This is a genomic window from uncultured Caulobacter sp., assembly GCF_937900395.1.
Taxonomy (GTDB): Bacteria; Pseudomonadota; Alphaproteobacteria; order Caulobacterales; family Caulobacteraceae; genus Caulobacter.
The window spans coordinates 37,831-50,942 of the sequence record NZ_CALCDX010000219.1; the positions used below are offsets into that span (position 1 = coordinate 37,831).

9 protein-coding genes and 2 pseudogenes are annotated in these 13,112 nt (G+C 69.5%); 1 reads left to right on the top strand and 10 read right to left on the bottom strand.

Annotated elements, in window-relative coordinates:
• Positions 1 to 39: 39 nt before the first annotated feature.
• Together Q0379_RS20005 and thiD are read right to left on the bottom strand one after the other, a co-directional pair.
• Positions 40 to 624, bottom strand: a complete 585-nt coding sequence (locus Q0379_RS20005; protein WP_299015849.1) for a nucleotidyltransferase family protein — start codon at positions 622 to 624, stop codon at positions 40 to 42.
• On the bottom strand, positions 621 to 1,436 hold the full coding sequence (thiD, locus tag Q0379_RS20010; RefSeq protein ID WP_299015852.1) for a bifunctional hydroxymethylpyrimidine kinase/phosphomethylpyrimidine kinase: 816 nt from the start codon (positions 1,434 to 1,436) through the stop codon (positions 621 to 623). Before thiD ends, Q0379_RS20005 begins: the two co-directional genes overlap by 4 nt.
• 129 nt (positions 1,437 to 1,565) lie before the next feature.
• Here thiD and Q0379_RS20015 point away from each other — a divergent pair, with 129 nt between their 5' ends.
• Positions 1,566 to 3,494: a glycoside hydrolase family 127 protein gene (locus Q0379_RS20015; RefSeq protein ID WP_299015855.1), complete on the top strand. Its 1,929-nt coding sequence runs from the start codon at positions 1,566 to 1,568 to the stop codon at positions 3,492 to 3,494.
• On the opposite strand, the gene folP is transcribed toward Q0379_RS20015, so the two are convergent.
• The 8 genes and pseudogenes from folP to Q0379_RS20055 all read right to left on the bottom strand — a co-directional run.
• Entirely contained in the window at positions 3,491 to 4,318 is an 828-nt protein-coding gene (gene folP / locus Q0379_RS20020) for a dihydropteroate synthase (protein WP_299015857.1), read from the bottom strand. The two genes, Q0379_RS20015 and folP, sit on opposite strands and share 4 nt — an antisense overlap.
• A 10-nt stretch (positions 4,319 to 4,328) precedes the next feature.
• A pseudogene (locus tag Q0379_RS20025) lies at positions 4,329 to 6,607 on the bottom strand (ATP-binding protein).
• Positions 6,507 to 8,387 carry an ATP-dependent zinc metalloprotease FtsH gene (ftsH, locus tag Q0379_RS20030; protein ID WP_099538118.1) on the bottom strand — a complete coding sequence of 627 codons (1,881 nt, stop codon included), beginning with the start codon at positions 8,385 to 8,387 and terminating at the stop codon, positions 6,507 to 6,509. The pseudogene Q0379_RS20025 and the gene ftsH overlap by 101 nt, the downstream one beginning before the upstream one ends.
• A gap of 34 nt (positions 8,388 to 8,421) precedes the next feature.
• Positions 8,422 to 9,678 carry a tRNA lysidine(34) synthetase TilS gene (gene tilS / locus Q0379_RS20035; protein ID WP_299015878.1) on the bottom strand — a complete coding sequence of 419 codons (1,257 nt, stop codon included), beginning with the start codon at positions 9,676 to 9,678 and terminating at the stop codon, positions 8,422 to 8,424.
• 198 nt (positions 9,679 to 9,876) lie between these two features.
• Entirely contained in the window at positions 9,877 to 10,746 is an 870-nt protein-coding gene (ybgF, locus tag Q0379_RS20040) for a tol-pal system protein YbgF (RefSeq protein ID WP_299015863.1), read from the bottom strand.
• Between the two features lie 163 nt (positions 10,747 to 10,909).
• On the bottom strand, positions 10,910 to 11,479 hold the full coding sequence (gene pal / locus Q0379_RS20045) for a peptidoglycan-associated lipoprotein Pal (protein ID WP_299015866.1): 570 nt from the start codon (positions 11,477 to 11,479) through the stop codon (positions 10,910 to 10,912).
• A 204-nt stretch (positions 11,480 to 11,683) separates the two neighbouring features.
• A pseudogene (gene tolB / locus Q0379_RS20050) lies at positions 11,684 to 12,553 on the bottom strand (Tol-Pal system beta propeller repeat protein TolB); the annotation flags it as partial.
• A gap of 361 nt (positions 12,554 to 12,914) precedes the next feature.
• The coding region (locus tag Q0379_RS20055; protein ID WP_299015869.1) for a hypothetical protein at positions 12,915 to 13,112 on the bottom strand (198 nt) is incomplete at its 5' end.

Genomic DNA, 13,112 nt, shown 5'->3' on the forward strand with positions numbered 1-13,112 from the left:
GCTTCCGGGATGACAAGGGATTTTGGCGAACAGGAGCTCTCACCCCTCGATCGTGATCTCCGGCCAGCGGGCCTTGGCCGAACCTGTCGTGCGCTCCCAGCCGCCCGCCCCTTTCAGCCGCAGCGGATTGGGCCGCAGGCGCAGGGCGAACAGGTCCTCCAGGCCGAACGGCGCGTGGACGGTCAGGCTGTCGTCCGTCTCCAGCCGCACGCCGACGCAGAACGCCGTGGCCACGAAGCGCTTCAGCGCCGCGGCGCTGGTCTCCAGCGGCGGATAGGGCTCGTCGGCGCCGAACTTGTCGGCGAACCACAGGTGGACCCGCGCCTGGTTGCGGACCTCGACCAGATCGCGCAGCGGCGGCTCGAAGGCGGCGGCGACGCGCTTGATGACCACGTCCTCGGCCTCGTAGCTGACGTCGCTGGCGTCGTGATAGGCCAGGTCATAATCCTTGATGCCATAGTCCAGCGGCCGTCCGGTCAGGTGGTTCCAGACCGGCTGGTAGACCGCGCCGGAGAAGATCATCCAGTCGGGCAGATCAAGGTCCCGCGCCGTCTGGAGCACAGCCCAGGTGGTCGGCGTGGCGCGGACGATCTCGGCAAGGCGGGTTTTCAGCGTATCGGTCATGCGCGCAGCGTCCAGCCGTGGTCCAGAGGGCCGTGACCGCCGCCGAACCCCGGCGCGCGCAACATGGCCTCGTGGACATAGTTCCAGGCCCTAGCGACCGCCTGCTCAAGGGGCAGGCCCTGGGCCAGGCCGGTCGCGCAGGCCGAGGCCAGCGTGCAGCCGGTGCCGTGGGTGTGGCGGGTCTCGATCCGCTCGCCCTCGAAGGTCGTCTCGCCGTCGGTCGTCATCAGCACGTCGACGACGCGGTCTCCGGCCACATGCCCGCCCTTCATCAGCACCGCCTTGGCGCCCAGACTCAGCAGCGCCTCGCCCGCGCGACGCAGGTCATCGGTGGTCTCGACGGTCAGGCCGGTCAGGGCCGCGGCTTCCGGCGCATTGGGTGTCAGCAAGGCCGCGCGGGGGATCATCAGCGACTTCACCGCGCCGATCGCCGCTTCGGCCAGCAGCGTCGCGCCACCCTTGGCGACCATGACCGGGTCGACCACCGCCGGGACCGCGCCCGCGTGATCGATCGCGGCGGCGACGGTCTCGACCACGGCCGCGTCGCCCAGCATGCCGGTCTTGATCGCGTCGGCGCCGATGTCGTCCAGCACCGCCCGCGCCTGGGCGGCGATGACGTCCAGCGGGATCGGATGGACGCCAGTGACGCCCAGGGTGTTCTGCACGGTCACGGCCGTGATCGCGGTGGCCGCATAGCCGCCCAGCGCCGTGATCGTCTTGATGTCGGCCTGGATCCCCGCCCCGCCTCCGGAGTCCGATCCGGCGATGACGAGAACGCGGCCTTGCGGCGCCTGGGCGGGAGCTTGCGACATGGCGGCAGATGTAGGCGGGAATCGAGGCGATGGGGAGACCTGGCGGAAGCGCTTTCCTCGGCGTCATTCAGCCCCTATTACTCCTACTAATAAGCGGCGAGCGTCGCATCGCGTCAGGGAGTTTCGGGTATGGCCCAGGATGACTGCTGCTCCGTCGGTCCGGGTTGGCCCCGGCGCTATGTGCTTGCGGGCGGCTTGGCGGCGATGGCCTCGACCCCGATCCTCGCGGCCGAGCCCCGGCGCGGCGGTCAGGGAGGCCTCTCCGCCTTCGACATGCGCGATGTCGAGCTGCTGGACAGCCCCTTCCTGCACGCCCAGCGCCAGACCGAGGCCTATCTGCTGTCGCTGGAGCCGGATCGCCTGCTCAGCGCCTTTCGCACCAACGCCGGCCTCAAGCCCAAGGCCCCGCCCTATGGCGGCTGGGAGTCGGAGGCGACCTGGGCCGACATCAACTGCCACGGCCACACCCTGGGCCACTACCAGTCGGCCTGCGCCCTGATGTACCGCTCGACCGGCGACGCGCGCTTCAAGCAACGGGTGGACTACATCGCCGAGGAACTGGCCGCCTGCCAGGCCGCCTCGAACGCCGGCCTCGTCTGCGCCTTCCCGAAAGGCCCCGCCCTGGTCGAGGCGCACATCCGCGGCGAGAAGATCACCGGCGTGCCCTGGTACACCCTGCACAAGGTGTTCGCCGGCCTGCGCGACGGCTGGCAGTTGGCCGACAGCCAGACCAGCCGCGCCGTGCTGCTGCGCCTGGCCGACTGGACGGTCGACGCGACCGCGCCGCTGTCCGACGCCCAGTTCGAGACCATGCTGCAAACCGAGCATGGCGGCATGAACGAGGTCTTCGCCGACCTCTTCGCCCTGACCGGCGACACGCGCTATCGCACCGCCGCCGAACGCTTCTCGCACAAGGCCCTACTGACCCCGCTGTCCCAGCGGCGCGATACGCTGGACGGCCTGCACGCCAACACCCAGATTCCCAAGGTCGTCGGTTTCCAGCGCGTCCACGAGGTGACCGGTCAAGGCCCTTATGGCGACGCCGCCCTGTTCTTCTGGCAAACCGTCACGCGGACGCGGTCCTTCGCCACGGGCGGGAACGGAGACGGCGAGCACTTCTTCCCGAGGGCCGATTTCGAAAAGCACGTCTTCTCGGCCAAGGGCTCGGAGACCTGCTGCCAGCACAACATGCTGAAGCTGACCCGCGCCCTGTTCGCCCAGGACCCGCGCGCCGAGTACGCCGACTATTACGAGCGCACGCTCTACAACGGCATCCTGGCCTCGCAGGACCCCGACAGCGGCATGGTCACCTACTTCCAGGGCGCGCGGCCGGGCTACATGAAGCTCTACTGCACGCCCGTGGACTCGTTCTGGTGCTGCACCGGCACCGGCATGGAGAACCACGCCAAGTACCGGGACTCGATCTACTTCCACGACGACCGGTCGCTGTACGTGAACCTGTTCATCCCGTCGAAGGTCGCCTGGAAGGCCCACGACGCGACCCTGACCCAGACCACGACCTTCCCGGACGATCCGACCACCACCCTGCGCTGGGGGCTCAAGCGCCCCACCGCCCTGACGCTGAAACTGCGCCAGCCGGGCTGGAGTCAAACCGCGACCGTGCTGGTCAACGGCAAGGTCGCCCTGCGCTCGAAGACCCCGGGCTTCCTGGAGATCGCCCGGACCTGGAACGACGGCGACACGGTCGAGCTGCGCCTTGCGATGCAAACCGGCTTCGAGGCCGATCCCGCCGCCCCGGGCATCGCCGCCTTCACCCATGGCCCGCTGGTGCTGGCGGGCGCCCTGGGGACCGAGGGCCTTGCGCCCGGGGCGGACATCGTCGTCAACGAGCGGCTGTACGGAAAGTACAACGACGGCCCGTTCGCCGCTCCGACCCTGGCCGGCGATCCGGCGTCGATCGCCGCGCGCATCCGCCCGACCGGCAAGCCCCTGGAGTTTACCGTGGCCTCGGCCGAGGGCGTCGCGGTGCGCCTCGTCCCCTACCACCGCATCGCCCACCAGAGGTACGCGACCTACTGGCGGCTGAGCGGGGCCTAGGCGCTCGCGATCGCCGCCTGAACCGCTAGCGCCTGGACGGTCTCGCGGACGTCGTGGACGCGGACCGCCGCGACGCCGGCGGCGGCGGCGGCCAGATGCGCGGCCAGCGAGCCCCCCAGGCGGTCGTCGGCCTCGCGGGCGGACGGATCGACGCCCGCGATGAACCGCTTGCGGCTGGCGCCCAGCAGGATCGGATAGCCCAGGGCCACGAACCGGGGCAGCGCCGCCAGCAGGGCCAGGTTGTGCTCCACGGTCTTGCCGAAGCCGATGCCGGGGTCGAGCCAGATCTTCTCCTTGGCGACGCCGGCGGCCATGGCGGTGAAGGCGCGGGCCAGCAGGAAGGCCTCGACCTCGGCGACCACGTCGTCGTAGCGCGGGGCCTCCTGCATGGTCCCCGGCTCGCCCAGCATGTGCATCAGCACGACCTCGCAGCCGAGCTCGGCGGCGACCTCAGGAGCTTCCGGCGCAAAGCGCAGGGCGCTGACGTCGTTCCAGATCCTGGCGCCGGCCTTGACGGCCGCGCGCGCGACCTCGGCTTTCATGGTGTCGATCGAGATGGGGACAGCGCTGGCCGCGCGAACCGCCTCGATCACCGGGACGACCCGCCGGATCTCCTCGAAGGCCGAGACCGGCGTCGCGCCCGGCCGGGTGCTCTCACCGCCGATGTCGAGGATGTCGGCGCCCTGGGGGATCAGCCGGCGCGCGTGCTCGATCCCTTCCGCCGGATCGAAGAAGCGGCCGCCGTCCGAGAAGCTGTCGGGCGTGACATTGACGATCCCCATCACCTGGGGACGCGCGGCGGTGGAGCGGGCGGCGAGGCTCATGGCCCGGCTTTTACCCCTCGCACAGCATCCGGTCGATGCGTCCAGTCAGGTCGCCGATGGCGAAAGGCTTGGTCAGCACCTCCATGCCGTGCTCGATATGGCCGTGGTTCAGCACGGCGTTCTCGGCGTAGCCGGTGATGAACAGGACCTTCAGCTCGGGACGCAGGGCCCTGGCCGCGTCCGCCACCTGGCGGCCGTTCAGCCCGCCTGGCAAGCCCACATCGGTGATCAGCAGATCGACCCGGCGATCGCCCTGCAGGATGCGCAGGCCCGCCGCCCCGTCCTGAGCTTCGAGAACCGCGTAGCCGAGCTCGGTCAGGGCGTCGACCACCAGCATCCGCACCGTCGGCTCGTCGTCGACTACCAACACCGTCTGGCCGGCGTGGGTCGCTGCGGCGTCCAGCGCGGCGGGCGTCGGCTCCTCGTCCTCCTCGCCCAGGTGGCGCGGCAGATAGAGGCAGACCATCGTGCCCTGGCCGACCTCGGAATAGATCCGCACATGGCCGTTCGACTGGCGCGCGAAGCCGTAGACCATGGACAGGCCCAGCCCGGTCCCTTGACCGATCGGCTTGGTGGTGAAGAACGGATCGAACACCCGCTCCAGCGTCGCCTTGTCGATGCCCGAACCGGTGTCGCTGACGCAGACCGAGACGTACTGGCCGGACTCCAGTCCGTGCTCGCGGGCGGTGCGCTCGTCCAGCCAGCGGTTGCCCGTCTCGATCGTGATCCGCCCGCCGTCCGGCATGGCGTCGCGCGCGTTGATGCACAGGTTCAGCAGCGCGTTCTCAAGCTGATTGGCGTCGACCAGGGTCGGCCACAGGCCGGCGGCCGCCACCATCTCGACATCGATCGACGGGCCCACCGTGCGGCGGACCAGCTCGACAAAATCGGCCATCAGCCGGTTGATGACGATCGCCTTGGGCGCGAGGGTCTGGCGCCGCGAGAAGGCCAGCAGGCGATGGGTCAGGGCCGCCGCCCGCCGCGCAGCGCCCTGCCCCGCCCCCAGATAGCGCTCGACGTCGCTGGTCCGTCCTTGGGCCAGGCGAGCGCCGATCATCTCGAAGGCGCCCGAAATGCCGGCCAGCAGGTTGTTGAAGTCGTGGGCCAGGCCGCCGGTCAGCTGGCCGACCGCCTCCATCTTCTGGGCCTGGCGCAGTTCCTCCTCGGTTCGCTCGCGTTCCGCCAGCGCCTGGGCGATCCGCGCCTCGAGCGTCTCGTTCAGGTGTCGCAGCGCCGCCTCGGTGCGCTTGCGGTCCGTGACGTCCTGGAACAGCACGGCCACCTGCTTCAGCTCCGGGGGCTCGATCCGGAACGACGACAGCGCCAGATGCCGGCCCGTGGCGACCAGCTCCTGCTCGAAGCGGATTGGCACGCCGGTGCGCAGCACCTCGCCGTAGCGCGCGACCCAGGCGTCGGCTTCGTCCGGCACCATCTCCCGCAGTTTCTGGCCGACGACATTGGGAATGCCGGCGTGCCGCTCATAGGCGGCGTTGGCCATGATGTGGATGTAGTCGCTGTCGGGTCCGTGCGGGCTATCCAGGAACTCGATGACGCAGAAGCCCTCGTCCATCGACTCGAACAGGGCGCGGTAGCGGCGCTCCTCGGCCAGACGCGCCCGGTCGTCGAGAACGCGGGCGGTGATGTCGTTGCAGTGCAGCAGCACGCCCCGCACCACGCCCTCCTCGTCGCGCACGGGCGAGGCCAGCAGGTTGCACCAAGCCTCCTGGCCGGCCCGCGTGAAGGGCACGTTCTCCAGCTTGACGCTCTCGCCGGCGCGGCCGCGCGCCAGCAATTCGCCCGCCTGGGCGATGGGAAAGACTTCGGCGAAGGGGCGGCCCGCCGCGTCGGGCAGGTCCAGCATGGCTCGGGCGGCGTCGTTGTGCAGGGTCGCGGCGCGCTCACCCCAGGCCAGGAACGAGGGGATCGGCGAGGCCAGCATCATGCCAGCGGCGACCTTCAGGGCCGCGGGCCAGGCGGATGGCGAGGGCAAACCGGCTTCCGCCCAGTCGCCAGGGGCGAAGGCCGCGCCGGCCGTTTCGTCTGTCAGCGTTGTGACCATCGGTCGGCGGCGCCCCGGACCGCGAACTTGCGGTGAAGCTTGAACGCCTCCATTGCGAACGGGTTTCAGCTGGACAAGAAAAAAGCCGGCTCTCTCGAGCCGACTTGATCCTTGGAAACCTCGGCGGCGTCAGGCGGTGACGCTGGCGCCGGCGCCTGGCGAGAGCGGCACCAGCGAGGGCGCCACGATGGTCTCCTTGGTCTCTTCCTCTTCGCGCTTGGGGGGCACACCCTTCAGCACGCCGGCGATCTCCTCGCCCGAGAGGGTCTCGTATTCCAGCAGCGCCTTGCCCAGGGTGTGCAGGTCCTCGATCTTCTCGGTCAGGATGCGGCGGGCCTCGTCCAGGCCGTACTGCACCAGGCGCTTGACCTCGCTGTCGATCAGACGGGCGGTCTCTTCCGAGACGTTCTGGGTGCGGGCGACCGAGTGGCCCAGGAACACCTCGTCCTGGTTGTCGCCATAGGCCACCGTGCCCAGCACGTCGGAATAGCCCCAGCGGGTGACCATGTTACGGGCCAGGTCGGTGGCCGCCTTGATGTCGCTGGAGGCGCCCGAGGTGATGTTCTCCTTGCCGAAGATCAGTTCCTCGGCCACCCGGCCGCCCATCATGATGGCCAGGCGGCTGGTCATCTGCTGGTACTTCATCGAGTAGCGGTCGCCTTCCGGCAGCTGCATGACCATGCCCAGAGCCCGGCCGCGCGGCACGATGGTGGCCTTGTGGACAGGGTCGGCCAGCGGGACGTTCAGGGCCACGATGGCGTGGCCGCCCTCGTGATAGGCCGTCAGCTTCTTCTCTTCCTCGTTCATGGCCATCGAGCGGCGCTCGGCGCCCATCATGACCTTGTCCTTGGCCTGCTCGAAGTCGCTCATGGTGACCATGCGGCGGTTCTTGCGGGCGGCCATCAGGGCGGCTTCGTTGACCAGGTTGGCCAGATCCGCGCCCGAGAAGCCGGGGGTGCCGCGGGCCAGCGTCTTGACGTCGACATCGGCGGCCAGCGGCACGTTCTTCATGTGCACGCGGATGATCTTCTCGCGGCCCGAGACGTCCGGGTTCGGCACCACGACCTGACGGTCGAAGCGGCCCGGACGCAGCAGGGCCGGGTCCAGGACGTCGGGACGGTTGGTGGCGGCGATCAGGATGATGCCTTCGTTGGCCTCAAAGCCGTCCATCTCGACCAGCAGCTGGTTCAGGGTCTGCTCGCGCTCGTCGTTGCCGCCGCCCAGGCCGGCGCCGCGATGGCGACCGACGGCGTCGATTTCGTCGATGAAGATGATGCAGGGCGCGTTCTTCTTGGCCTGCTCGAACATGTCGCGGACGCGGCTGGCGCCGACGCCGACGAACATCTCGACGAAGTCCGAACCCGAGATCGTGAAGAACGGCACGCCGGCTTCACCCGCGACCGCGCGGGCGATCAGGGTCTTACCCGTACCAGGAGGGCCGACCAGCAGGGCGCCCTTCGGGATCTTGCCGCCCAGGCGCTGGAACTTGGCCGGGTCCTTCAGGAAGTCGACGACCTCCTGCAGTTCTTCCTTGGCCTCGTCGACGCCGGCGACGTCTTCAAACGTGATGCGGTTCTTGTTCTCGGTCAGCAGCCGGGCCTTGGACTTGCCAAAGCCCATGGCGCCCTTCGCCCCGCCCTGCATCTGGCGCATGAAGAACAGCCAGACGCCCACGACCAGCAGGATCGGCAGCAGCTGGACCAGAATGGCCAGGAAGCTGATCGAGCCGCTCTTGAACTTCACGTCGGCGTTCTTGGCGACCATGCGGTTGACCAACTCATCGGAGTCGATCGGCGCATTGACGGTCAGCACCTTGCCGCTGGCGTCCTTGGCCTGGACGACCTGGCCGGAAATCTCGGCCGACTTGATCTGACCGGCGTCGACCTGCTTGAGGAGCTGCGAATAGCTGATCTCGCCGCCGCCCTTGGTGCGCGCGTTCTGGCTCACGAAGAACACGCCCAGCAGGGCCGCCACGATCACCAGCCAGATGGCTGCGTTCCGAAAATTCATACGGGTTGTCTTCCCAACGATAGGTCTTCGCCCCTCAAGATAAGGGCTCGCGAGCGGTTGCGCCACGGACGCGACGTCCGGTCACGCATTCTTGGTCATAAAGGCCGACGGCGGCCTCGAAACGACCCAGAACGAGCAAACGCGCGCGCCCTCCCCCTTCGGCTGCAAAGTCCGGGCCGTCAAGCGCGGGCGAGCACGGCGCCGCGCCATGCCGCAGCACCAGCGGCAAGCTGGGCCGGGCGGCGGCGGGCAGCTTGACCAGACGCCCGCGCTGCTCGGGCGACAGGCGGGAGGCCTGGCCCTTCAGCGCGGAGATCGCCAGGGGCTCCGCGCCGGCGGTGATTTCCCAGCGACCGTCCCATACGCCGGTCTCGCCCGGCGCCAGCTCCAGAGGCGCGAGACCGCCGCGCGCCGTCTCGCCGGCGTCGCGACAGATCAGCACCGCGTCGTCCGCCTCGATCCGCGCGCCGGCCAAGGTGGCGGTGAAGGTCTCGCCGTCGCGCAGGCGCTGCGCAAGGCGCTCCAGCCGCTCGCCGCGCGGCGGGCGCTCGGTCCCGGCCGCGCACAGCAGGGCGGCGGCCAGATGGGCGGCGGCGACATCTCGCGGCAGGCGGATGGCTCCGGCCGGATCGATCGAGAAGACAGGCGGCGGCCTTGCGACCTCCGGCGCCGCGACGCTCTCATCGGCCCCGCCGGCCCGGGCGCGGGCGCGGGCGCGGGCATAACGCAGGTCGGCGTTGGCCGGATCTTCCAGCCAGGTCTCGCCCTCGGCGGTCAGCGCCGCTCTGATCTCTCCGCGCGTCAGGGACAGCAGCGGCCGCAGCAGGAAGATGTCGCGCCCCTCGGGCCAGACCGGCGACGGCGCCCATTCGCGGGGATCGGGGACCGTCGAGCCCTCGGCGCGCATGGCCGCGCTCTCGGCGAGGTCGCTGGCGGTGTGTCCCAGCAGCAGGACCGAGGCCCCGGCCTCGCGGGCGGCGGCGGCCAGCAGCGCGTGGCGCGCGCGGCGGGCCGCGGCTGGAAGGCCGGCGACAGGCTTGGGGCCGGTCCAGGCGAGGGCGCGCGCTTCGGCGCCCAAGGCGCTCGCCTTCTGGACCGCCTCGACCGTCCATAAGGCGCTGTCAGGTTGCAGTTGGTGATCGACGACCAGCGCCAGCACGCGCCGCCCCCGCGGCCGCGCCCAATCGAGCGCCGTCTTCAGAAGAAACAGAGAATCCCCGCCGCCGGAGAAGCCGACAGCCAGCGGGGCTTCGGCCAGAGCATCCAGACGGCGGGCGAAGGCGCGCGAGATTCCCTCTCTCTTCGAGAGAGGGAGGGGCCCGCCGCCGGAGGCGGTGGGAGGGTGAGAGGTTTCACCGTCCACCGGACAATCCCTAGCCCTTCACGATGCAGCGGCGACCCGCGCCAAGTTCGGTGAGAGCGTACCCTCTCACCCTCCCATCGCAAGCGATGGGCCCCTCCCTCTCTCAAGGAGAGAGGGCTCAGGCGTTTACGAACACTTCGCCGCGACGCGGGTCGAGGCCGCGCGGGAGGTCACTTGCGACGAGGCCTTCGGATAGCGCTTGGCCAGCTCGTCCAGGGTGCGGCAGGCCTCGGTGGTCTTCTTCAAGGCCACCATCGAGCGGGCCAGCTTCAAGGTCGCGTCCGGCGCCCAGCTGGTCTGCGGCCAGCCGCGGATAGCGCCGATATAGGCGGCGGCGGCGTCGGTATAGGCCTCGCGCACGAACAGGGTCTCGCCCAGCCAGTAGCGGGCTTCCGGCGTCTTGGCGTTGTCCGGATAGTTGGTGACGTAGGTCGAGAAGGCCTGCTCGGCGTTGGCGTAGTCGCCGTCCAGCAGCAGTTGGCGCGCCTGCTTGAAGGCCACGGCCGGATCGGCCGGCGGCGGGGGCGGCGGGGGGACCGCGCCATCGGCGGCCGGGGCGGCGCCGGCGGCCAGCTGGCCATTGGCGGCGGCGGCTTGCAGGTCGGCCAGCGTCTTCTCGACCGCCGCGAGGCGCTGCTCCAGCGCGTCGGCGCGCGCCTTCTGGTCGGCGGCCGCCTTGTTGGCCTTGCCAAGCTCGAAGGTGACGGTCTCGTTCTGGCCGTTCAGCTTGGTCAGGGTCTGCTCCAGATCGGTGACCCGGTCGTTCAGGGCCGCGATCTGGGCGTCGGTCTCGGCGGGTTGGACCACGACGGGCTTACCGGTGTCGCGCCCCTGGAAGACGATCGCGCGCAGCTCGCGGACCACCTTCTCCATCCGCTCCACGCGCTTGACCGAGCGGTCGTCCAGCGGATCGGCCTCCGGCAGCGGGGTCTGGGCCACGGCCACGGCGGCGCTGGAGGCGAACAGGACGGCGAGCAGGGCGGATTTGAGCTTCATATCGTCGACTATGCCCCGATTACGGACAAAAGTGCGGCACAAAAAGCCCTCCCCCTTGATGGGGGAGGGTTGGGTGGGGGTGATATAGGGTCTTGCGAGCAGGAACCGCTGCATCACCCCCATCCCTGCCCTTCCCCCATCAAGGGGGAAGGGTTCATCGATGTTAGCGGGCGCCGTCCGTGATGGCCGTGTGGCCGTTACGGTTCTTGGCCCAGGCCTCTTCGGTCGTGCCGGCGTCGATCGGCTTTTCCTTGCCGAACGAGATGGTCTCGATGCGCGAGGCGGCGACGCCCTGGGCGATCAGGAAGTCGCGGATGGCGTTGGCGCGACGGGCGCCGAGGGCCAGGTTGTATTCGCGGGTGCCGCGTTCGTCGGCGTTGCCTTCGATGCGGACCTTCACGGCCGGATAGCGGTTCAACCACTGGGCCTGGCCAGCCAGCACCGGCTGGGCGTCGGCGCGGACCGAATATTCGTCGGTGTCGAAATAGACGCGGTCGCCGACATTGACGACGAAGTCCTGCACCGAGCCCGGCAGCGGGCCCTGGGCGACCGGCGGCGCCGGCGGCGGGGTGTAAGGAGCAGGCTCCTGGGCCGGCGGCGGCGCGGGCGGCGTCGGCGCGGCGGGCTGGGGCTTCGGACGCGAAGCGCAGGCGGCAAGCGAGGCGGCGGCCAGGCCGACGAGCGCCAGTCTAGCGGCGCGCTGGGTGTCGAAGCTCATCCAGTTTCTCCTCAAGTCAACAACTCTGGACCTGATCCATACCTGCGACATGCCGGCAATGGACCTGCTAAATGCCTGGCGGGACCTCACAATGACGTCAGAAGTCCGTCAGGCGACGCCGAAACTCTTCCGCAAGGGAAAATCCCGGCGCCTGGCGACGCCGAGTTAGAGCCCTGGAAACGCGCTCGCAAGGCTAAGGTTGCGCGCCTCCGCGATTTGTCAGTCCAGAAGCGGCGACCAGGCCGGGTCGGAGCCCGAACCATTGTAGGCGGCCGGCCGCAGGATCCGGCCGGTGATGTCCACCGTCCAGAGCTTGGGAACGCCGCCGCCGCCCTCGCGGAAGAACATCAGCACGCGACCGTTCGGCGCCCACGTCGGGCCCTCGTCCAGATAGCTGGTGGTCAGCAGGCGCTCGTCGCTGCCGTCGGGGCGCATGACGCCGATGTGGAATTCGCCGCCGGTCTGCTTGGTGAAGGCGATGAAGTCGCCGCGCGGGCTCCAGACGGGGGTCGTGTAGCGCCCGCCGCCGTACGAGATGCGGCGCACGCCCGTGCCGTCGGTGTTCATCACATAGAGCTGCGCTTGGCCGCCCCGGTCGGAGTTGAACACGATCTTGGTGCCGTCCGGCGAGAACGAGGGCGAGGTGTCGATGGCCGGGTCGGTGGTGATCCGGGTCGTCGAGCGGCTGCGCAGGTCCATCACATAGATGTCGCTGTTGCCGTTCTTCTCGACCGAGAAGGCCACCTTGCCGCCGTCGGGCGAGAAGCGCGGGGCGAACACCATGCCGGGGAACTTGCCGACCGTCTCCTGGCGGCTGGTCTCCAGATTCAGCAGGTAGATCGACGAGCCCGTCGGCCGCAGGGCCATGTAGGTCAGCTCCTGGCTGGTCGAGCTGAAGCGCGGGGTCATGACGATGTAGGAACCGTCGGTCAGGTACTGCGGATTGGCGCCGTCCTGGTCCATGATGGCGATGCGCTTGGTGCGGTTGTTGCCCGGGCCGGACTCCGAGACATAGGCCACGCGCGTATCGAAGTAGCCCTCCTCGCCCGTGACGCGCTTGTAGATCGCGTCGGCGATGATGTGGGAAAGGAGTTTGTCGCTCGACAATCCAGGCCCCACGGTCGGCTCGAGCCAGCGCTCAATCGCCCCCTTCGCGAGTCGCTCGCGGCGGAGATCGAAGTTTCGGCAGGCCTCACGAAGCCCCTCGTAGGACGACTCGTAGATCATCGGAATGCTGCGCCTCCGGGCCCGGCGCGAATGCGTCGAGCGTTGTTTGACCGCTGCCCCGTCAGGCCCAAGCCGACAAGGCGAGGGTTCGACGCGACTTGAGCACGCTATCGCGATCGTCGCAGGGCATGGAGCACTATTTTGACGACCGAACGGTTCCACACGCCGGCCAGCCTTGAAAAAAACTGGCACTCCGTGCTTTCTCGACGCGCGCTCGGCCGGTTTAGGCGGCGTCGCGGGCGGCGGCGAGCGCCCGGGAAGCGGCGCCGGTCGCGACGAAGAGGGCGAGGTCGGCGACGATGGCGTCGGCCGGGAGGAGGGCGACCGGGCGTGCGCCGAGCGCCTTCGTGGCGGCGGCGAGCGAACGGGTCGCGAGGAAGGCGACGCGCGCGCAGAGGCGTTCCGCGGCGTGGAGGTAGCG